Source organism: Devosia elaeis, assembly GCF_001650025.1.
GTDB classification, from domain to species: Bacteria; Pseudomonadota; Alphaproteobacteria; order Rhizobiales; family Devosiaceae; genus Devosia; species Devosia elaeis.
The window spans coordinates 45,351-65,520 of sequence record NZ_LVVY01000024.1; the positions used below are offsets into that span (position 1 = coordinate 45,351).

Annotated in this window: 18 protein-coding genes and 1 tRNA gene; 6 read left to right on the forward strand and 13 right to left on the reverse strand. The window is 65.3% G+C overall.

Going from position 1 to position 20,170, the window contains the following annotated elements; genetic code table 11:
- Nucleotides 1-898: 898 nt before the first annotated feature.
- The 13 genes from trxA to A3840_RS01460 form a co-directional block, all read right to left on the reverse strand.
- Nucleotides 899-1,222: a thioredoxin gene (trxA, locus tag A3840_RS01400; protein ID WP_067450769.1), complete on the reverse strand. Its 324-nt coding sequence runs from the start codon at nt 1,220-1,222 to the stop codon at nt 899-901.
- A gap of 144 nt (nt 1,223-1,366) precedes the next feature.
- Complete coding sequence (gene addA, locus A3840_RS01405) at nt 1,367-4,804, reverse strand: double-strand break repair helicase AddA (RefSeq protein ID WP_067450772.1); 3,438 nt, start codon at nt 4,802-4,804, stop codon at nt 1,367-1,369.
- Nucleotides 4,801-7,818 (reverse strand): double-strand break repair protein AddB, encoded by a 3,018-nt coding sequence (gene addB / locus A3840_RS01410; RefSeq protein ID WP_067450775.1) that lies wholly within the window; start codon nt 7,816-7,818, stop codon nt 4,801-4,803. The genes addA and addB overlap by 4 nt, the downstream gene beginning before the upstream one ends.
- Nucleotides 7,815-8,477, reverse strand: coding sequence for a nucleotidyltransferase family protein (locus A3840_RS01415; RefSeq protein ID WP_245676527.1), 663 nt, complete (start codon nt 8,475-8,477; stop codon nt 7,815-7,817). Before A3840_RS01415 ends, addB begins: the two co-directional genes overlap by 4 nt.
- Before the next feature lie 78 nt (nt 8,478-8,555).
- Nucleotides 8,556-9,536: an acetyl-CoA carboxylase carboxyltransferase subunit beta gene (locus A3840_RS01420; protein ID WP_067450782.1), complete on the reverse strand. Its 981-nt coding sequence runs from the start codon at nt 9,534-9,536 to the stop codon at nt 8,556-8,558.
- Nucleotides 9,537-9,648: 112 nt separating this feature from the next.
- Nucleotides 9,649-10,473: a tryptophan synthase subunit alpha gene (gene trpA / locus A3840_RS01425; RefSeq protein WP_067450784.1), complete on the reverse strand. Its 825-nt coding sequence runs from the start codon at nt 10,471-10,473 to the stop codon at nt 9,649-9,651.
- Nucleotides 10,470-11,693 carry a tryptophan synthase subunit beta gene (gene trpB, locus A3840_RS01430; protein ID WP_067450787.1) on the reverse strand — a complete coding sequence of 408 codons (1,224 nt, stop codon included), beginning with the start codon at nt 11,691-11,693 and terminating at the stop codon, nt 10,470-10,472. The genes trpA and trpB overlap by 4 nt, the downstream gene beginning before the upstream one ends.
- 138 nt (nt 11,694-11,831) lie before the next feature.
- Complete coding sequence (locus tag A3840_RS01435; RefSeq protein WP_067450790.1) at nt 11,832-12,479, reverse strand: phosphoribosylanthranilate isomerase; 648 nt, start codon at nt 12,477-12,479, stop codon at nt 11,832-11,834.
- A 55-nt stretch (nt 12,480-12,534) separates the two neighbouring features.
- Nucleotides 12,535-12,894 (reverse strand): lipopolysaccharide assembly protein LapA domain-containing protein, encoded by a 360-nt coding sequence (locus tag A3840_RS01440; protein WP_067450793.1) that lies wholly within the window; start codon nt 12,892-12,894, stop codon nt 12,535-12,537.
- 31 nt (nt 12,895-12,925) lie between these two features.
- Entirely contained in the window at nt 12,926-13,207 is a 282-nt protein-coding gene (locus A3840_RS01445; protein WP_035099264.1) for an integration host factor subunit beta, read from the reverse strand.
- A gap of 116 nt (nt 13,208-13,323) precedes the next feature.
- Complete coding sequence (locus A3840_RS01450; protein ID WP_067450796.1) at nt 13,324-13,833, reverse strand: GNAT family N-acetyltransferase; 510 nt, start codon at nt 13,831-13,833, stop codon at nt 13,324-13,326.
- 69 nt (nt 13,834-13,902) lie between these two features.
- Nucleotides 13,903-15,657: a 30S ribosomal protein S1 gene (gene rpsA / locus A3840_RS01455; RefSeq protein ID WP_082903566.1), complete on the reverse strand. Its 1,755-nt coding sequence runs from the start codon at nt 15,655-15,657 to the stop codon at nt 13,903-13,905.
- A 135-nt stretch (nt 15,658-15,792) separates the two neighbouring features.
- On the reverse strand, nt 15,793-16,443 hold the full coding sequence (locus tag A3840_RS01460; RefSeq protein WP_067450823.1) for a (d)CMP kinase: 651 nt from the start codon (nt 16,441-16,443) through the stop codon (nt 15,793-15,795).
- 177 nt (nt 16,444-16,620) lie between these two features.
- Here A3840_RS01460 and A3840_RS01465 point away from each other — a divergent pair, with 177 nt between their 5' ends.
- The 6 genes from A3840_RS01465 to A3840_RS01490 all read left to right on the forward strand — a co-directional run bounded on the left by A3840_RS01465 (nt 16,621) and on the right by A3840_RS01490 (nt 20,154).
- On the forward strand, nt 16,621-17,019 hold the full coding sequence (locus A3840_RS01465; RefSeq protein ID WP_067450826.1) for a TIGR02300 family protein: 399 nt from the start codon (nt 16,621-16,623) through the stop codon (nt 17,017-17,019).
- A gap of 174 nt (nt 17,020-17,193) precedes the next feature.
- Nucleotides 17,194-17,269, forward strand: a tRNA-Ala gene (locus tag A3840_RS01470).
- Between the two features lie 430 nt (nt 17,270-17,699).
- A complete protein-coding gene (locus tag A3840_RS01475; protein WP_067450802.1) occupies nt 17,700-18,587 on the forward strand; it encodes an NUDIX hydrolase in 888 nt (295 codons plus the stop codon).
- 128 nt (nt 18,588-18,715) lie between these two features.
- Nucleotides 18,716-19,087 (forward strand): hypothetical protein, encoded by a 372-nt coding sequence (locus A3840_RS01480; RefSeq protein ID WP_067450805.1) that lies wholly within the window; start codon nt 18,716-18,718, stop codon nt 19,085-19,087.
- A gap of 83 nt (nt 19,088-19,170) precedes the next feature.
- Nucleotides 19,171-19,671: a ribonuclease HI gene (gene rnhA / locus A3840_RS01485; RefSeq protein WP_067450808.1), complete on the forward strand. Its 501-nt coding sequence runs from the start codon at nt 19,171-19,173 to the stop codon at nt 19,669-19,671.
- A 90-nt stretch (nt 19,672-19,761) separates the two neighbouring features.
- On the forward strand, nt 19,762-20,154 hold the full coding sequence (locus tag A3840_RS01490) for a hypothetical protein (RefSeq protein WP_067450812.1): 393 nt from the start codon (nt 19,762-19,764) through the stop codon (nt 20,152-20,154).
- The last annotated feature ends 16 nt before the right edge of the window (nt 20,155-20,170 follow it).

Below are 20,170 nucleotides of genomic sequence, written 5' to 3' on the forward strand. Positions count from 1 at the left end.
CGTCACGGTTTCGTTATCGCCGCAATGCTTAACAGCACGGATGGGACAGGAACAAGGCAATGCGGAAGGTCCGGTCATGCCGACTGTTTTAAGGGCTCTAACCAACCCGGATCGTCACCCTCGGGCCTGACCCGAGGGTTCTTCGGTTTGGGTGCATGGCAAACGCCCTCGGGGTCGAGCCCGATGGTGACGATCTGTGGCTGGGGGTGGGGTGGTGCGGCTTGCGCGACGGGCCCCGGTTCTTTGCCCCCCTCCCCCTTGAGGGGAGGGCCGGGGTGGGGGTCGTTCAGTGATCCGCTGATGGACCCCCACCCTCATTCCCTCCCCTCAAGGGGGAGGGAGGCGATGGAGCTGACGATCTGTGGGTGCGGCAAACACCGAACCCACCTCCCCCCTGACGGGCTTCGAGCCGTCCCGAAGGGCAAATCTCTCCGTGGAGAGATTTGAGGCGAGAAGGCCATGAGCGCTATGCGCGAATGGCGGGGAGCCGCCCCAAGCACCGACCCCAACCTCCCCCTTGATGGGGGAGGTAGCGCAGCTTGGCCAAAGGCCTAGCGAAGCTGGGAGGGGGTGCCGGCAGGCAACAGCGTTAGAAATCAAACACCCTGCCGCCCATCCCCCTCACCCGTCTCGGGCTGCGCCCGATCCACCCTCTCCCCGAGGGGGAGAGGAACAAGAGGCGAGCGCCGAACGATATGCGCCATCGCCACCCCACACTTCGTCACCCTCGGGTCAGGCCCGAGGGTGACGATCCGTGGGTGAGGCATCCACTGATGCCCACCCCTCAACCCCCCTTAAGACGTCGGCCCCCTCAACCCCCCAAACAAAAACACCGCCGGATCGCTCCGGCGGTGTCTGTTCAGTCGCTATCGGTCACCGGCTCGGGCCGGCGGGGCCTTTAGGCCGCGTGGCCTTCGAGCCATTTGGTCAGGCCCGCCTTGGGGGTGCCGGCGCCGATCTTCATGTCGGCCGCTTCCCCGCCCTTGAACAGGATCATGGTGGGGATGGAGCGCACGCCATATTGGGCGGCGATGCCGGGATTCTCGTCGACATTGAGCTTGACGATCTTCACCTTGCCCTCGAGCTCGGTGGAAATCTCGTCGAGAACCGGGGCGATGGCCCGGCAGGGGCCGCACCATTCGGCCCAGAAATCGACGAGGACGGGCTCGCTGGAATTGAGGACTTCCTGGCCGAAATTGGCTTCGGAAACGGCTTTGGTCATGGTCTTGCCTTCCTTTGGGGCGCTGCATTCTCCCCGCCGGGGATGGCACAGCGCAAAAATTTCAGTGCCGGGAAGAGGCTCCGGCAAGCGGCGGTGTCTTTGCTCCCAAAGCTGGGGAGAGTCCAGCCCCGGTTCAAGCCGGCATCACCTGAGGGTGAAGCCGGACCGGGCGGTCCCCAAGAGCTCGGGCGGCAGATTCATCAATGATTCCAACTCGGTCCACAGGATCGCCGCAGAGACCTTTCGGCCCGGGAACAGCTGGCCTGCAACCAGTGCATAAAGCGCCAGCTGGGTCAGGTAGTTCCCCGGCACATCGGCGATCCGCCGGGGCGCCGCTGCGTCGGATTTGTAATCGACCACCAGCACGGCTGAGTCGTCAACCACCAGCCGGTCGATGCGGCCGGTGAGGCGCACCGGCGCGCCATCCTGCAGAGCCGGCACCAGGAAGGGCACTTCCGCCCGGCTATCGGGGCCGAAGAGATGGGCCAGGTCCGGCCGTGACAGCAGCGACAGGGCCCGGGCCGTCACGGCTTCGTGACGATGGGGATGGTCGGGCAGCAGCGTTTCCAGCGCCCGGGGCGCGACCCGCGCCCAATCCGCCCGCGCCACCTTGCCCAGATGCTGGAGCAGCGCATGGAGCGCCAGGCCCTCCTTGCGCGCGCCTTCGGCATCGCGCGCCTGCTCGGCCAGGCTCTGCAGGATCGGGGCCGGCCCCGCGCCGGTTCCGGCGCGCGAGGGGGAAATCAGCCGTTCCCGTGCCGGCTCGGGCACCGGCCCGGCCGCGAAACCCCCGCCCGGCGCCGCGACGGCCGAGGCGGCGCCGGCATGAAGCGGCGTCTCGAGCCGCGGATAGGCCAGGGCCAGGAGATTGCCCTCATCGTCGCGCCGTTCGGCCAGGTCCGGTTGCAGGGCCTGTTCGATGGCCTGGTACCAGCTGCCCTCGAGCTGGGTGTCGATGGCCGAGGCGGCGCTGAGCGTGCCGGTGACATAGAGCTCGTCCTCGGCCCTGGTCATGGCCACGTAGAGCCGCCGCCAATATTCCTCGGCCAGCGCCGCATCGGCCGCTTCCTTGATCGGCAGGCTGGCCGGATCGTGCTGGCTCCTGGCCGCGGCATGCACCAGCAGCGGGCCGGGCGCGGCCTCCAGCACATAGACCGGCTTGCCGATCATCTGCGCGGAGGGCTTGGCGGTGGCGTCGGCGAGGATGACGATGGGCGCTTCCAGCCCCTTGGCGCCATGCACGGTCATCACCCGCACCCCACCGCCGCTTTCGGCGAGTTCGCGCTTGATGGTCACCGAGCGGCGGCGCATTTCCACGGCAAAGCCCAGCAGCGAAGGCTGCCCGCCCTGCTCATGGGCCAGGGCCAGTTCCAGCAATTCGGACAGCACCTCGTCCACTTCGGTGCCGAGCCGGGCATGGAACAGCCGCAGCCCGCCTTCGGCATAGAGGATTCCGGCCAGAAATTCGAAGGGCCGCTCCATGTCGAGCCGGGCGCGCCAGCGCGCCAATTGCCCGGCCGCCGCCCGCGCCGCCGGCAGGCCGGAACCAAGGAGCGCGGCATGGAGCGTTTCGCCCTCCGCCCGGCCATGGGCCAGGGCATAGAGGTCGTCCTCGGAAATATCGAAGAGCGGGGAGCGCAGCAGCGCCGCCAATTGCAGGTCGTCGGCCGGATTGAGCAGCACGTCGATCAGCGCCAGCAGGTCGAGCACGGCGATATGGCCGGTCACCGCCAGCCGGTCGGCGCCGGGCGTGGGCAGGTTCTCGGCGCGCAGGGCGCGGATGATTTCCTGGAAGAAAGCGCCGCGCTTCTGCACCAGGATCAGCACGTCGTCGGCGACGATGGCGCGGTTGCGCTGACCCAGCACCCGGCCCTGGTCGATCCAGGCGCGGATTTCGCGCGCAATGCGCGTCGCCACCTGCCGGGCCGCGCTCTGCTCGGCCTCGAGGGCCTGTTTGGGCCATTGGCTGATATCGCGCTCGGTCCTGGCCTCCTGGAGCGGCGGCCACAGCGTCACGCTGCCGCCGTCCTGCACCCGCGCCGCCTGGTGGATCACCCGGTCCAGCGACAGCAGCGCCTGCCTTATATCCTCGCGCCCGGTAACCCGGTCCACCGCGTCCAGAATGGCCTTAAGCGTGCGGAAGCTGGTATGCAGGCGCACCTGTTCGAAGGGTCTTGCCGCGGCCCGGGCGCGCCGCTCCATGTCCCGCCCGGTTTCCCCGAACAGGACGGGCTGGGCGCCCTGGAAGGAATAGATCGATTGTTTCTGGTCGCCCACCGCGAAGATGGAGCGAGGCCGTTCCACCGCGCCGGCGCCGGCGAAGAATTCCTCGGCCAGGGCCCGCACCACCCGCCATTGCCGCGCATTGGTGTCCTGGCTCTCATCGACCAGGATATGGTCGATCCCGGCATCGAGCTTGTATTGCACCCAGGGCGCGATGGCGCTGTTGTCGAAGAGGTCGCCGAGCTTTTCGATCAGGTCGTCGAAATCGAGCAGCGAATGGCGCCGCTTCTCGTCCTCGTAGCGCCCCCGGATCGCCGCCACCACATCCAGCACCGCCTCGCTGCGCGCCACCAGCAGCGCCGCGTTGAGTTTTGCCTCGATGGCGATCAGCCGCTCCTGCTCGGCGCGCAGCAGGTCATGGAGGTGCGGATAGGTCTCGATTTCCTTTTTCAGCATCAGCCGCGATCGCGGCTCGCCCTTGCCGGTGAAGAAGGCGGCGCGCAGGCCGTCGACGCTCGGATAGTCCGGATCGAGCCGGGCCAGCAGGTCGGCGCAGCGGCTATTCCCCGCCGGATCGCCTTTGAGGCACGTTATGAGCTCTTTGAGGCGCTCCGGCGTTAACAGTCTGTTAGCGAGAACGCCCTCGAGGATAGCTTCGGCGCTGGTGCCGTCATGGCCGACCAGATCGCGCAGCCGTCGCTTGGCTCCGGCGCTATCGGCCAGGACCGGCTTCAGCCGCGCGCCCTCGGCCAGGGCCGAATTGATGGCCTTGGCGATGGCGTCGTCGCTCAGAAGGCCGAACAGAACCTCCACCGCCTCGGCATGGGCTCCGCCCCTAAGTCCTTCCGCCAGCACGCTTTCCCGCGCCGAAAGCACCATCTGCACCTGCCGCTCGTCCTCGATGACGGCGAAGTCGAAGGGCACGCCGGCCTCGATGGGAAAGCGATGCAGCACCGCCTCGCAGAAGGCGTGGATGGTCAGGATGCGCAGGCCGCCCGGCGTTTCCAGCGCCCGGGCGAACAGCGTGCGGGCATCGCGCAGCATTTCAGGGCTCGGGACGGATCCCGTCAAGTCGTTGATATCGTTGAATAATGTGGCATCGTCCACCAAGGCCCATTGCGCCAGCCGCGCCCCGACGCGCTTGCGCATCTCGGCCGCCGCCGCCTTGGTATAGGTGAGGCAAAGGATCGATTGCGGCCGCACCCCGGCCAATAAAAGCCTTAGGACACGGTGGGTTAGCACATAGGTCTTGCCCGAGCCGGCATTGGCCTCCACCCAGATCGAATAGTCCGGATCGCTGGCCCGGGCCTGGCTGTTGCGGGTATCGTAGGGAATATCGAGCTCGCCCCGCTCGCTCATGCCTCGTCCTCCCCGTCCACCGCGATCCATTCGGCCATGCGGGCGAGATGGTCGTAAGGGCCTGGAAATCTTTGGGTTTTGAGCGGCAGCAACCGCGCCGGCAGGGGATTTTCGCGCAGCAGGAAGAAGTCGATATGGCCCTGCATGCGCCGCCAGATCTCGTCGGCTGCCGCCATCACATCCATGCCGTCGGCCATGGCGAAGCCGCTGGGTTTGAAGGCCTCGGGCCCCAGCCCGATCTTGATATAGGTCAGCGCCGAGGAGGGGGCGGCCGCGATATCGCGCATGGCCCCGGCCCGCGCCATCAGGGCCTCGACCGGCAATTGCGGCGCCTCGAACGCCTTCATGCTGGCCGGACTGGGCGGCGCGCCGGTCTTGAAATCGAGAATTTCCAGAGTGCCATCAAGGAGTTCGTCCACCCGGTCGGCTTCGCCGGTGATGAGGAAGCCCGGGCCTAGGGGCACCCGCCATTCGCCGCGGATTTCCGCATGCCGGGCCCGCACCCGCGCATTGCGGCCGCGCTCGAAATCGAGAAATTGCGCCGCCGCACTCGCGAAGCGGCGCAGCCAGATGTCGCGGCGCTCGCCGATCATGTCGAGCCCGGCAAATTCCGCATTGGCGATTTCCATAATCGTATCAAAAGCTTGTGGCGCCAGAACGTCATGACCCTCATTGACGAAGCGGGCGAAGATGGCGTGGATGATGGTGCCGCGCTCGCGCGCATCGGGGTCCTCGCCCAAGGCGTCGAGCGGGCGCAGGCGCAGCACGTGCTTGGCGTAAAGATCGTAGGGCGAGCGCATCAGCGTCTCGATTTCGGTGACCGAGAGGCGCGTGAGGCGGGGCGTGAAGGCAGGATTGGGCGCCGGCCGGCTCGCGGGTTTCACCAGGGCCACGGCGTCCAGCGCCCGGGCAGCATCGCGCCAGACCTGACCCCGCTCCCGCAAGAGGCCGGCATGGGGCGCACCGATAAAGGCATCGAGCCGCTGCACCAGCCGCGACGGCAAAGCCGGGCTCGATCCGACCCGGTCGGCATAGGCGATGATCACCTCGGCATTGCCCAGGGCCTGGGCGAAATCATGCGCGGCCAGGCCCTGCATGCGCTCGGGCGGTTCCAGCCCGGCGGCCAGGCGCATGCCGCGGCTGAGCCAGGGGCCGGGATCGGCCGGGCCGGGCCATTTGTCCTCGTTGAGCGCGCCCAGGATCAGCACGTCCGGGCTCATCAGGCGGGCCTCGAGCTGACCCCAGATGGCGATGTCGTCGCGCCGCTCCTCGTGATTGCGGACTTCGAAACCGCTCATCAGGGCGAAGAGCACTTCGTCGAGCCCGAAGGGGCCGAAACGGTGCCCCTGCCCCGCCAACCGCGCCATCTCGGCGGCCCAGGCGGAAAATTCGTCGCGGCCGTGCAGCGGCGCGCCGGCGCTGACCGCATCGAGGGCGCTGCGCAGCGCCGCCGCGAGCTGGGCGGCATCCATGTCCTTTTGCTGCAACAGGGTCAGAAGCGGGGCCAGGGCCGCCTCCACCGCATCGAACAGGCTCGTTATGGTCTCCGCATCCTCGGCCCCGAGCGGCCGGCGTCGGCTTCTGGGCCCCTCGGCGCTGCGCAGGGCCAGGAGCGCCCGCAAACCGGCCATGCCGGGTCCGGGCCGCTGACCGCGCAACAGGCGCAGGTCCAGCCGTCCGGCCGCCTCGGCAATGGCCGCACGCTCGCGCCCGAAGGTGGCGGCCCGGTTGCGCAGCAGCGCCATCAGGTCCACCGGCGCCAGACCGTTGGCCGCCAGGCTGAGGATTTGCCGGGCCAGGCGCCCGGCCGGCGCATGGAACAGGGGGGAACCGGCAGCATCGTCGACATGGATGGCGAAGCGCCTGAGCTCAGCCGCGATGCGCCGCGCCAGGTTGCGGTCGGGGGTGACGATGCCGACGCTCCTGCCGGCGGCCAGGGCCGCGCGGCCGGCCAGGGCAATGGCCCGCGCCTCCTCGTCCTCATGGCGCGCCTGGATGATGGAGACGCCGGACAAGGCCGCGTCCAGGAAGTCCCGGCCGGGCCGGTTCCGGGCCCAATGGGCGGTGTCGCCGGTCAGGGCCAGGGCGTGATTGACCAGGGCGGTGCGCCTATGCGGCGCGGGACATAATTCGGTCACCGCATCCAGGGTCACGCCCAGCACCTGCAACAGGCGGGCCAAGCCATATTGGGGATGGCCATGGGGATTTTGGTCCGGAAGGCGCAGGGCCGCCAGGGTGTCGGCGCCCATGTCCATGTCGAGCCCGGGCAGCACCACGGCGCCGCGCGGCAGGCCGGCAATGGCGGCAAGCAGCCGGGCCGTGGCCGGGATGGAGCCGGTGGAGCCCGCCGCGATCACCGGCCTGTCGCCGTAAAGATGCCGGGCTGCCAGGGCCTGCCGATCGAGCCTGGCCCCGCGCAGCGCCGCCGGATCGCTGAGATTGCCGCTGCGCAGCATTTCGGGCCAGAGGGTCAGCGCGATATCGAGAAAGGCCAGGGTCTGCTGCCAATATTCGCCCAGTTCCTGGGCCAGGCCGTCGCCGATGGCGCGCAGGTCGGCGGGGCTGCGCTCCTCGATCAGCAGGTCGTCGATCACCCGGCCGAGCGAATCGGCCATGGAAAAGATTTCCGCCGCACTGGGCGGGGTGGAAAAGGCCAGCCGCCCGCGTTCGCTATGGGCCCATTGCGCGACGAGGCGCGACAGCGTCAGCCGCCGCATCGGCCCGCTGGCCGCCTGTGGCAGGGCCGGGGCATCGAAGGGCGGCAGGAAGGGCTCCTCGTCCGCCTCCTCCCCGCCGAAGGTGCGGATATCGGGCAGGAGGCCGGTGAAGCGGGAATGGGCGGCGAAAGCGTCGGCCAGTTTCTGCCGGGCCCGCTGGGTGGGCACGATCAATGTGACGTCGCTGAGCCAGAAGGGACCGGAGCGGTCCCAATCGCCCAGCAGGCGCCCATCCATCACCGCATCGGCCAGGCAGGGCAGGAAAGGCGTCGCCGGGGCGATGGAAAAAACGCTCATGGCGCCAGCGCCCGTTCGGCCGCCGCCAGACCGGCGGCATCGCCGACATGGAACCAGGGCGCATCGAGCACCACGCCGAAAAGCCGCTCCTCTTCCAGCGCGGCATCGAAGAGCAGGTCGAGCGGAAAGGCGCCGTCGGGACTGTCCGCGAACAGCGCGCGACCGAGCAGGGCGACGCCGCCATAGATGATGGGCGCGCCATAATCGCGCGTCACCCGGCCCATGGGGTCGAGGCAGTAATCATGGCTGCGCGCAAAGCCATGGGCGCGATGGGGCTGCACGCAGAGCAGGACGATATCGCCTTCCCCGCCATAGCGGGCCTGCATGCGCGCCAGGGGTTGGTCGGCGCCGGCGGGCCAGAACGCATCGGTATTCACGACCAGGACGGGGTCGGAATGCAGCATGGGCAGGGCCGCCTTGACGCCGCCACCCGTGCCCAGCAGCGTCTCCTCGCGATTGACCTTCAGCAGCCCCCCGAAATGGGCCAGGACCTGATCGGCGCGATAATGGGCATTGGCGACGAAGCGCGTCGCGCCCTCGGCGCGCGCATTGGCCATCACCCGCTCGATCAGCGGGGTGCCGGCCACTGGCACGAGCGGCTTGGGCAGCGTCTCGGTCAGCGGGCGCAATCGCGTGCCGAGGCCGGCGGCCAGCAACATCACATCGGGGAATCGGGCGGCTTTCTCCATGGGCCGGATAAGAAAGGGCGCAGCCTTTCTTGTCCAGCGGGGAGCGCTTTATTCGGCGTGAGCGGCAGCGGCGGGCGGCTCGATATCGTCGTCGCCTTCGGCCGCCATGGCCGCATCGCGCAGGCTGGCCTGGGCGGTGATGGCCTTGGTGCTGGACGCGGTGATGGCGTCATTGGGCGGCGCCTTGGTGAGGATGGCCGCCAGCGAGCCGATGGTGGAGCGCAGATTGTGGCGATGCACGACCATGTCCACCATGCCGTGCTGATAGAGATATTCGGAGCGCTGGAAGCCCTTGGGCAGCTTTTCGCGGATGGTCTGCTCGATGACGCGCTGGCCGGCAAAGCCGATCAAGGCGCCGGGCTCGGCCAGATGCACATCACCCAGCATGGCATAGGAGGCGGTGACGCCGCCGGTGGTGGGATTGGTCAGGACCACGAAGAAGGGCAGGCCCGCTTCGCGCAGGCGCAGTACCGCCACGGTGGTGCGCGGCATCTGCATCAGACCCAGGACGCCTTCCTGCATGCGCGCGCCGCCCGAGGCGACGAAGAGGATGAACGGGGTCTTGAGGCGCACGGCGGTTTCGAGGCCGGTAATGATCCCCTGCCCGGCGGCCATGCCCAGCGAGCCGGCGAGGAAATCGAAATCCTGCACCGCCACGGTCACGGCGCGCTCATAGAGCTTGCCGGTGGCCACCAGGACGGCATCGTCATAGCCGGTCTTGGCGCGGTTTTCCTTGAGCTGGTCGATATAGCGCTTCTGGGCGCGGAATTTCAGCGGGTCCTGCGGCGCGGAAGGCACCGGAACCAGATCGTATTTGCCATCGTCGAGAAAGGTCGCCAGCCGGTCCACCGGCTTGATCTTCATGTGGTAGCCGGAATTGGGCACCACCCATTGATTGGCTTCCAGGTCGCGATAGAACACCATTTCCCCGGATTCGGGGTCCTTGACCCAGAGATTTTCCGGCGTATCCCGCTTGGGATTGAGGATCGAGCGGATCTTGGGGCGGACGAAATTGTCGATCCAGTTCATGGCGCGGCCTTTCGCGGTGATCGTGCGGGATCACGTAATCTTCAATTGTGGCAATTCTATCAGGGTCCGCGCCGGCCCGCAAAGCCGGGGCCCGGCGCGCCTGTGGACAGCGTCAGTTCCGGGCCCGCCGCACGCCGCCGGCCAGGTCGGCGACGATGTCACGGATCGCGGCAACCGTCTTGTCGGTCGCCTTGCCGTTTTCCAGCGATCTGGCAACCGCATCGACCAGAACCGAGCCCACCACGATGCCGTCGGAATGCTTGCCGATTTCGGCAGCATCTTCGGCCGTCTTGATGCCGAAGCCGACGGCGACCGGCAGGTCGGTATGGGCCTTGATGCGATCGACGGCCTCGCCCACCGCGCCGCGCGACTTGATCACCGAACCGGTCACCCCGTTCATCGAGACATAATAGACGAAGCCCGACGTGTTCTCCAACACGACCGGCAGGCGCCTGTCGTCGGTGGTCGGGGTGGTGAGGCGAATGAAGTTGAGGCCGGCCTTGAGGGCGGGGATGCAGAGTTCCGCATCTTCCTCGGCCGGCAGGTCGACGACGATCAAACCGTCGACACCGGCCTCCTTGGCCGCCGCGATGAAGCGGTCGACCCCGAAGGAATAGATGGGGTTGTAATAGCCCATGAGCACGATGGGCGTATTCTCGTCCTTGCGGCGGAATTCCTCCACCATGCCGAGCACGCCGAGCATGGTCTGCCCGGCCGCCAAAGCGCGCTGGCCGCCCAATTGGATGGCGACGCCGTCGGCCATCGGATCGGAGAAGGGCATGCCCAATTCGATAATGTCCGCGCCGGCCTGCGGCAGGGCGTTGAGAATGGCCTGGCCGGTGGCGAGGTCGGGATCGCCGCCCATGACATAAGTGACGAGGGCCGGACGGTTCTCTGCCTTGCACTGGGCAAAGCGGGCGTCGATGCGGGTGGTCATGAGTTCAGCATTCCCAGATATTTGCCGACGCTTTCCACGTCCTTGTCACCGCGACCGGAAAGGCAGAGGACGATGGATTGGTCCTTGCCCATTGTCGGGGCGATTTTCATCAGCTGCGCCAGGCCATGGGCCGATTCAAGCGCCGGGATGATGCCTTCCAGCCGGGTGAGCAATTGGAAGGCGTCCAGCGCCTCCTTGTCGGTGACGGGCGCATAGGTGACGCGCTTGGAATCATGCAGGTAGGAATGTTCGGGACCGACGCCGGGATAATCGAGACCGGCGGAAATGGAATGGCCTTCCAGGATCTGGCCGTCATCGTCCTGCAGCAGATAGGTACGGTTGCCATGCAGCACGCCGGGACGGCCGCCGGTCATGGAGGCGGCATGGCCGTTCTCAACCTCGATGCCGTGGCCGCCGGCCTCGGCGCCGTAAAGGGTGACATCGGCGTCATCGAGGAAAGCGTGGAAGGTGCCGATGGCATTGGAGCCGCCGCCGACACAGGCCACCACCGCATCGGGCAGCTTGCCGTCGAGCGCCAGGAACTGTTCCTTGATCTCGGTGCCGATCACCGACTGGAAATCGCGGACCATTTCCGGATAGGGATGCGGCCCGGCCGCCGTGCCGATCAGGTAATAGGTGGTTTCCACATTGGTGACCCAATCGCGCAGGGCCTCGTTCATGGCGTCCTTGAGCGTGCCGGCGCCGGCGGTGACGGGGCGGACTTCGGCGCCCAGCATCTTCATGCGCAACACGTTGGGCATCTGCCGCTCGACATCGGTGGCGCCCATGAAGATGGTGCAGGGCAGGTCGAACTTGGCGCAGACGGTGGCGGTGGCCACGCCATGCTGGCCGGCGCCGGTCTCGGCGATGATGCGCGTCTTGCCCATGCGCTTGGCCAGGAGAATCTGGCCCAGGCAATTGTTGATCTTGTGGCTGCCGGTATGGTTCAGCTCTTCGCGCTTGAGATAGACCTTTGCGCCACCCAGATGCTCGGTGGTGCGCTGGGCGAAATAGAGCGGGCTGGGGCGGCCGACATAATGGGTCGCCAGATCCTTGAGTTCGGCGATATAGGCCTCGTCGGCCTTGGCGGCGCGATATTCTTGTTCGAGGTCCAGGATCAGCGGCATCAGCGTTTCGGCGACGAAGCGGCCGCCATAAATGCCGAAGCGGCCATGCTCGTCCGGGCCGTTGCGCAGGGAATTGGTCTTCTGGATGCTCAAGGCAATCGTCCTCCCACGAAGTCCAAGGAGGACCTCATCCCGGCCTGTCGATGGACGAGGTCCGGCGAGTCCGGCCGCGTGGTTCGACAGGCTCACCATGAGGTCTCCTTAAGACCTCATACCCATCTGTGGCAACCGCTATCCGGCGGCCCTCGCATTGCGGATGAAGGCCTCGATGAGCTTGCGGTCCTTGACGCCCGGGGCGGTTTCCACCCCCGAGGACACATCGACGCCCAGTGGCCGCACGCTCGTTATGGCCTCGGCCACATTGTCCGGGGTCAATCCGCCGGACAGCATGAAGGCGATGGCGGGATCGAGAGCCTTGAGCAGGCTCCAGTCGAAGCTCTCGCCCAATCCGCCGGGGCGGTCGGCGCCCTTGGGCGGCTTGGCATCGAGCAGGATGCGGTCGGCAATATCGACAAAGCCGGCCACCTGGGCGATGTCCTCGGCCGAACCGATGGGCAGGGCCTTCATGATCTCGACGCCCGCCTCGGCGCGGATGGCCTCCACGCGATGGGGCGTTTCCGGTCCGTGGAGCTGGATCCAGTCGGGGCCGAGCGCGGCCACTTCGGCCACGCAGGAATTGTCGGGATTGACCAGGACGACGCAGCTCTGCACCTGGCCGCGCGCCGCCGAGATCAGCCCGGCCAGCTCCTCGATGGAAACATGGCGGGGCGAGCGCTGGAAATGCATGAAGCCCACCATGTCGGCGCCGGCCGCAATGGCAGCGTCGAGCAGGTCATAGGTCTTGATGCCGCAGATTTTGATGATCACGGGATCGGCCATCACGGATGGGTCTCAGTGGAATGAAGGGAAAGGAGGAGCCACATGGCGCCGGTCATCACCGCAATTCGAGCATGTCGTCGACATCGCCGGCCGATCCGCCCGCCGGCCCGGCCTTGCGGCGCTGGGTCTCGAGCTCCTGGCTCAGATGCTGGGCCTCGCGCCGCCAATGCCGTTCGCGGCGGCGATGATGCCCCTGGGCGAACCAGGAGGCAATGCCGCCGAGCAGCACCCCGATCAGCAGGACCACATAAAGAACGACGAAAAGCGGAATGCCATAGCCATCGACGCCCGCTTCGAGCGGGGCGGCGAAGGGATTGAGATTGACGCTGACAAGATGGCGATTGGCCAGGGCGAAGGCGATCAGCAATCCGCAGAACGGCACCAGGACCAGCCAGCCGACGATTCTGTTGACCATATGGTTTGCCTAACTGCCGGCGTGCTGGCGGTCACGAACGGTTGAGCCGCTCGCGGATTTCCTTGCCGGCCTTGAATTGGGGCACATATTTCTCGCCCACATCGACCTGTTCGCCGGTGCGCGGGTTGCGGCCGACACGGGCCGGCCGGTTCTTGACCGAGAAGGCGCCGAAGCCGCGCAATTCCACCCGATCGCCCCGCGCCATGGCATCGCCGATCTCGTCGAGAATGGCGTTGACGATGTTCTCGATATCGCGCTGGAACAGATGCGGGTTCTCCGCGGCGAGCTTTTCGACAAGTTCGGACTTGATCATCAAAGGCTCCGTCTCGACCCGCCCCCTCGTGCGGGAGCGGGGTCAACCTGCCAAAGCCGGGGCAAACCGTCAAGCGGCACAAGGCGTTCGCCGGTCACACCTGCCTCGCCGCAGTGCTAAAGCAACACTTTGACCATGTAGCGCGCCTCGTCCTCATAGGCGCGGAGTTTATCCCCCAGCGCCGGACGCTCTTCCACGGCAAATCCCTGCCGGGTCCAGAAGGGCTGGGACTGGTTGACCGCCACAAGGCTCATGGTGGGAAAGGCCATGGCCCCCGCATGCTTGGTCAGCGCCGCCACGATCTGTCCCGCCGCGCCGATGCCGCGCGTCAGCGGCAGCAAGGCCAGGTCGTGGATATAGAAGCTGTCGGCATCGGCTGGCAGCGCCCCGAGCAGGGTATCGAGCGCCGGCAGGTCGCCGCGTTTCCAGGGATGGCTCAGGACATAGCCGGCCGGCCGCTCGCCGATTTCGAGCAGGTAGCAGCCATTGCGGTAGAGCGTGAATTTCTCCGCCAGCACCGCCTGGGCCTCGAAGAAGCCGGGATGAACCTGGTTGGCGATGGCGAAGACCGCGTCCAGGTCGTAGCCGGTCATGGCCCGCCAGGCCACGTCCTTGAGCAAGGTCATTTGATATTTCCATATGAAACGACCCGCGCCGAAGGCGCGGGTCGAAAGCGTGTCGGTGAGCCCAAGGGCTTACTTCTGCTCGCGATCCTTGAGGGCAGCGCCCAGGATGTCGCCGAGCGAGGCACCCGAATCCGAAGACCCGAAATTGGCCACGGCTTCACGTTCTTCGGCGATTTCGAGCGCCTTGATCGAGAGCTGGATGCGGCCGGTCTTGCGGTCGTACTGGGTGACGCGGGCATCGACCTTGTCGCCCTTGGCGAAGCGCTCGGGGCGCTGGTCGTTGCGGTCGCGGCTGAGGTCGGCGCGGCGGATGAAGGCGGTCACGTCGCTGTCGGCGATGCGCACTTCGATGCCGCCATCGTTGACGTCCACGACTTCGGTGGTGACCACGGCGTTCTTGCGCAGGCCCGAACCGTCGGAGGAGCCGGTATCGGCCAGATCATCGGCAGCGAGCTGCTTGATGCCGAGGCTGATGCGTTCCTTCTCGACATCGACGTCGAGAACCTTGGCCTTGACGATGTCGCCGCGATTGTAGTCGTCGAGGGCGACTTCGCCCGATTTCTGCCAATCGAGGTCCGAGAGGTGAACCATGCCGTCCACATCGCCTTCGAGGCCGATGAACAGGCCGAATTCGGTCTTGTTCTTGACTTCGCCTTCGATGGTGGAGCCGATCGGGTTCTTTTCGGCGAAAGCTTCCCACGGATTCTGCAGGGTCTGCTTGAGGCCCAGCGAGATGCGGCGCTTGTCCGGATCGACTTCGAGCACGACGACGTCGACTTCCTGGGAGGTCGAGACGATCTTGCCCGGATGGACGTTCTTCTTGGTCCAGCTCATTTCCGAAACGTGGATCAGGCCTTCGATGCCCGGCTCCAGTTCCACGAATGCGCCGTAATCGGTGATGTTGGTCACGCGGCCAGAGAACTTGGCACCGATCGGGTACTTGGCTTCGATGCCTTCCCAGGGATCGGCCTGGAGCTGCTTCATGCCGAGCGAGATACGGTGGCTCTCGTGGTTGATGCGTACGATCTGGACCTTGATGGTCTCGCCGATGGTGAGCACTTCGGACGGGTGGTTGACCCGGCGCCAGGCGATATCGGTGACGTGCAGCAGGCCGTCGATGCCGCCGAGGTCAACGAAGGCACCGTAATCGGTGATGTTCTTGACCACGCCGTCGACCACCTGGCCCTCTTCGAGCTGCTGGACGATTTCCGAACGCTGCTCGGCGCGCGATTCCTCGAGGATGGCGCGGCGCGAGACGACGATATTGCCGCGGCGCTTGTCCATCTTGAGGATCTGGAACGGCTGCGGCACGTTCATGAGCGGAGCGATATCGCGGATCGGACGGATATCGACCTGCGAACGCGGCAGGAAGGCCACGGCGCCTTCGAGGTCCACGGTGAAACCACCCTTGACCTGGTTGAAGATGGTGCCTTCAACGCGCTCATTGGCGTTGTACTTCTCTTCGAGCTTGACCCAGCTCTCTTCGCGGCGGGCCTTTTCGCGCGACAGGACGGCCTCGCCCATGGCGTTCTCGACGCGGTCGACATAGACCTCGACTTCCGAACCCACGGTGATGGTGCCGTCGCGGCCGGCCTGGCCGAATTCCTTCAGCGGGACGCGGCCTTCGGTCTTGAGACCGACATCGATGATGGCCAGGTCCTTTTCGATGGCGACCACCTTGCCCTTGACGACGGTGCCTTCGGCGGCATCGTTGTCGACAAAGGAGTCGAGCAGCATCGATTCAAAATCGTCTTTCGTCACAGTTTGCTGTGCCAAACTTTTTCTCCATTGCGCCGGGGTTGAGGGTTGCTGATCCTGCCTGATCGCGGGTCCGCTTCGGCGAAAATGCCAAAGCCGGCGCACGGAGCACCGCTTCTGAACAACAGGACGATTGGTTATTTCGGGCGTCCGGGCCAGCGAATGGTCCGATTGCGGCGGGTCGTGGTCCCAAGGGGGAAATTAGGAGGCGTCGCCCCCTGCCTTGAGCGCCATGGTCCGATCGACAATCTCGATGGCAGCGCGGAGTGCGGCCTCTATATCCAGAAGCGTGGTATCAAGCAAGTGCGCGTCATCGGCTTTATAGAAGCCGCCATGGGGGTTGAGCATGTCGCGCGCGTCGCGTTCCTCGATCTGGTGATAGAGGGCGTAACGGTCCACGAGCACGCCGCGCTGCTCCAATTGCTTGGCCCGCCGCTCCATGCGCGCCTTGCTATCGGCCTGGATGAACAGTTTCACATCGGCATCGGGGCAGATCTTGGTGCCGATATCGCGCCCGTCCAGAACGGCCCCGCTCGGCTGGGTTGCGAAATCGCGCTGAAAGGCGAAGAGCGCCGCCCGCACCTCGGCGATCACCGCCACCCTGCTGGCCAGCACGCCGGTTTCGGCGCTGGTCAGGGCCTCGATATCGCTCAGATGCGCCGCATCCAGCGCACGGGCCGCAGCGATGGCCGCGCGCTCGAATTCGGGCCCATCTTCGCGCTCCCCCACGGCCAGGCCCACGGCCCGGTAGAGCAGGCCGGTATCGAGATGGGGCAGGCCATAATGACGGGCCAGGCCGGTGGCCAGCGTGCCCTTGCCCGAGGCGGCGGGTCCGTCGACGGCGATGATCATGGGGCGCTCCTGGGCAATGCAATCGGCCCCCAAGGCGATAGCGGCAGCGGCGGGCGGGGGCAAGAGCCCGCATTTTGCGTTTGACACTGCCCGGCTTTGCCCATAACCGGACTGACCGAAATGGGCGCGAGCGGCTTTTGCGCGCCCCGGCATTTTTCCATTCGACGAGGCATGAAAATGGCCAGTTCCGACCGCGGTACCAAGCGGACCGATCCCGATACGGGCAAGAAATTCTACGACCTCAACATGGACCCCATCGTCTCGCCCTATACGGGCAAGTCCTATCCCCGGTCCTATTTCGAGCAATTGGCCGGCAAGGCCGGTCCCGCCACCGCCCGCAAGATCGATGACGAGGACGAGCTGGAAGAAGAAGACGAGACCGAGGACGCGGCGGCGCCGGTGATCGTCAGCCTCGAGGAAGCCGATGCCGAGGAATCGGGCGACGATATTCCCGATGTCGAGGATGTCGAGGTCGACGAGGACCTGGGCGACGATGCTGAGGACGTGTTCCTCGAAGAGGACGAAGACGAGGACGACGGCCTCGGCTTTGAAGTCGGCGACGACGAAGACCGCTGATTTCTTTACGATTTTCCCGCCGGAACCGGTTCAGGCCCGGCGGGATAAAAAAGTGTCATTTAGGCACTTGCAAGCTGCGGAATGATCCAATAGGTTCCGCCTCGCTTCGGACGGGCAAGTCCCCTCCGAACCCAAAACTACCGCAAGGCCCGCATTTCGCCGCCTTGTCCGGATGGGGCCATAGCTCAGCTGGGAGAGCGCTTGCATGGCATGCAAGAGGTCAGCGGTTCGATCCCGCTTGGCTCCACCATCCACTTCTCCAGGTGGAATTCTCTTTAAATCACGGTAGCTTAGTGGAGCTGCCGAGTTCGCCGCGTACCACGCGACGTACCACTTTCGCGTACCACTCCTTCCAAATCAGCACCGCGTCCCCGATCGTCCATGAAAAGCCCCTTCGCGGGCGCGCAGGGCGGATTTATGCGCGGCTGGTAGGCTCATCCGGGCCTACTGACTATCCTGCCCGGTGTCGTCCTGGGGCTCTTGGGCACTCGGCTTGCGTCTGCTCCCGCATGCCTGGCACGAGAGGGTGTGTTCGAGGCGATAGCCTTTCCTGTCTGGTATTGGAACCTACACGGACGGGGCAGCGGCATGATCGCCGCACGTGGCATCTCTAGCCGTTCAAGGCGAACGCCACCACAACCTCTCGCACGAGAACCACGGGGCGTCCCTTCGGAAGGGACATGGTTGGATTGACCACTTCACAGGTGGGAGCTTACGCTCCTGCCTGTTTTTCGTCGGGGGCGGACGTGGACTTTCTCGGACAACAGATCACTGTTGCATTGGTCGTGAGCTTGGTCGTCCAGGGAGTGATCAGCATTCTGGTTTTCGCCGCAGGCATTCGGGTCGCCAAGGAGCGAAGTGATCGGGCCGCGTTGAGAACCATCTACAAGTCCCTGTTCGAGCATTTCAAAGACTTGCGGGACCGCATGCGCAACGCTGACCCCAAGAGATGGCGCGACTATAAGATGGAGCGCGAGGGACCGATGCCGCCTATGCGTGATCTTGACCGCAACGGAGACATCAACATGCTCCCTGCCACTCTAGGTCACGAACTTCTCCGCATTGAGCGTGAGGCGTTATCGGCGGGCGAACGTTTTCATCAAGCCTTGGAAAATGACCTTGCTCCCAAGTTAACCGATTTTATCGAGGCACGGGTGAAGACAGCCACACTGCTGGTCAACACCTCTGGAGGCTACATCCAATTCACCCCATCGAGCGCTTTGAAAGCGGATGAGAGCTACATTTCTGCCGTGACTGCCCGACTGGGCAATGAGACCCCGCGCTTGGGCGTAGGGATGAGAAATTCCAAGCAGCAAATCGAGACGAAGACAGTCAGGCCCGAGAACCTCGTAGAGGGTACTCTACCTGAGTTCTATGAGGAACTGGTGGCCGAGACCAAAGCGCTGGGGGCCGACGCGCTGCGAGACCTAAAGCGGCACGAGGAAGACGTTGAGTGGGCTTTCGAGACGGTGACTGCGCGGGTCCGAGACCCCCATCCGTTCGCTGAAACAGTCCTCGGCATCCTGCCGGGAATGTTCCACCAGTCGGCGGGCAGGAAGCGGAAATAGGGATATCGGTTAACCCCTCACCCTAGTTCCTTCAACCGGAGGCCTTATCGTGATAAGTCATTGGAGGATAAGGAGCTTCCATTAACCCTCCCCCCAGCATAACTATCACGCGATTTCGGACGGCCCGCATGCAGACCAGACGACCAAGACGCCTCCGCCTCTCCACCGAACTGACGCTCGACCGCTTTGCGGCGACCATGCCGGGAGTGGACGTGCGGATGATCAAGGAGGACTTGAAGCGTCATGAGCTGCTCCGGCGCACCCACTACCGCACACGGTGGCGGGTTCGGCAATCGATGGCCAAGAAGCTGTTCGAGGAGAAGGTCTGGGACCGGACTGGTAAGATGGACATTTTTCCGACCGAAGCTGGCAAGGCCAAGCTCTGGGAATTGTACCAGGCCGGGGAACTGACGATGAAGTCAGGACACTTCTCCCCGGCTGGCCACACGGGTCGCCCCGCCAGCGCCAACCCGCCTGATCGTGGCTTCCTCGAATACTAACCCGATACCCAGATCAACGACCACGCAAAGGCTCCCGGAACACCACCGGGGGCCTTTTCGCATGCGACATCCGCAGGAACATCATGACCGACAACTTTGGAACACACACCAACGCCGCCCGCCGTTATGTGGTGGCCACTGACGGCGCCTGCCGTGGCAATCCCGGACTAGGAGGATGGGGTGCCTTCCTCACATCGTTCGACGAGGGCAGGCTCCCCCGAACCAAGGCCCTGTCCGGTGCCAAGCGGCACACGACCAACAACGAGATGGAGTTGACAGCCGCTATCAGGGCGCTGGCCTGGCTTCCGGCCAATGGCGTGCCCGCGCTCGTTCAATCGGACAGCAAGTACGTCATCAATGGCATGAACGAGTGGCGTCACGGCTGGGTGGCCAAGAACTGGCGCAAGCCCGATGGTAAGCCGGTGAAGAACCGTGAGCTATGGGAGGCTCTGATCGACACCATGGGTGACCGCGAGGTGACCTGGGAGTGGGTACGGGGCCATGCAGGTCATCAAGGCAATGAGACTGCCGACCAGCTAGCCAACAGGGCAATCGACCGGATGCTCCACGGCAGTCGGGCCTAATCCATCACGATCACCACCACGAAAACGACACCAGCGAAGGCTCCGGGGCATCCCGAAGCCCATTCGCACGCGACATCCGCAGGACACCACATGAAGCTCGAAACTATCCAGAAGCGTCTCGCTCAAGCCGAACCCGGTAAGGTCATCGGCCCCTTTGAGATCGACATCCGCCAGATCAGGCAGGACCCCACTTTTCAGGTCCGCAAAAGGCTCGACGAGGCCAACCTAAGCCGCCTCAGGGCTGCCTATCGGTCGGGGAAGGCCATGCTGCCCATCACCCTCGCCTTCATCGACGAAACCCCCGACCTCCTCCCGGTCATCGTTGATGGTCACCACCGTGTGACGGTCCTCGAAGCCATGGCCGCTGAGGCCAGCGTGAGGGGCTACCCGGCGACAACCACAGTCGAGGCGATGTTCATGAGGGTCAGGGCCAATGAGGCTCGTTGGCAAGCTGCCAGCGTTGCTGCGCGTCAAACAGGGTGAGCCTCAGCGTCAATCA

Excerpts from the sequence above, each read along its gene's own strand:
- trxA (WP_067450769.1), bottom strand. The coding sequence starts at position 1,222 with ATGACCAAAGCCGTTTCCGAAGCCAATTTCGGCCAGGAAGTCCTCAAT.
- addA (WP_067450772.1), bottom strand. The coding sequence starts at position 4,804 with ATGAGCGAGCGGGGCGAGCTCGATATTCCCTACGATACCCGCAACAGC.
- addB (WP_067450775.1), bottom strand. The coding sequence starts at position 7,818 with ATGAGCGTTTTTTCCATCGCCCCGGCGACGCCTTTCCTGCCCTGCCTG.
- A3840_RS01415 (WP_245676527.1), bottom strand. The coding sequence starts at position 8,477 with ATGTTGCTGGCCGCCGGCCTCGGCACGCGATTGCGCCCGCTGACCGAG.
- A3840_RS01420 (WP_067450782.1), bottom strand. The coding sequence starts at position 9,536 with ATGAACTGGATCGACAATTTCGTCCGCCCCAAGATCCGCTCGATCCTC.
- trpA (WP_067450784.1), bottom strand. The coding sequence starts at position 10,473 with ATGACCACCCGCATCGACGCCCGCTTTGCCCAGTGCAAGGCAGAGAAC.
- A3840_RS01435 (WP_067450790.1), bottom strand. The coding sequence starts at position 12,479 with ATGGCCGATCCCGTGATCATCAAAATCTGCGGCATCAAGACCTATGAC.
- A3840_RS01440 (WP_067450793.1), bottom strand. The coding sequence starts at position 12,894 with ATGGTCAACAGAATCGTCGGCTGGCTGGTCCTGGTGCCGTTCTGCGGA.
- A3840_RS01445 (WP_035099264.1), bottom strand. The coding sequence starts at position 13,207 with ATGATCAAGTCCGAACTTGTCGAAAAGCTCGCCGCGGAGAACCCGCAT.
- A3840_RS01450 (WP_067450796.1), bottom strand. The coding sequence starts at position 13,833 with ATGACCTTGCTCAAGGACGTGGCCTGGCGGGCCATGACCGGCTACGAC.
- A3840_RS01460 (WP_067450823.1), bottom strand. The coding sequence starts at position 16,443 with ATGATCATCGCCGTCGACGGACCCGCCGCCTCGGGCAAGGGCACGCTG.
- A3840_RS01465 (WP_067450826.1), top strand. The coding sequence starts at position 16,621 with ATGGCCAGTTCCGACCGCGGTACCAAGCGGACCGATCCCGATACGGGC.
- A3840_RS01475 (WP_067450802.1), top strand. The coding sequence starts at position 17,700 with ATGGTTGGATTGACCACTTCACAGGTGGGAGCTTACGCTCCTGCCTGT.
- A3840_RS01480 (WP_067450805.1), top strand. The coding sequence starts at position 18,716 with ATGCAGACCAGACGACCAAGACGCCTCCGCCTCTCCACCGAACTGACG.
- rnhA (WP_067450808.1), top strand. The coding sequence starts at position 19,171 with ATGACCGACAACTTTGGAACACACACCAACGCCGCCCGCCGTTATGTG.
- A3840_RS01490 (WP_067450812.1), top strand. The coding sequence starts at position 19,762 with ATGAAGCTCGAAACTATCCAGAAGCGTCTCGCTCAAGCCGAACCCGGT.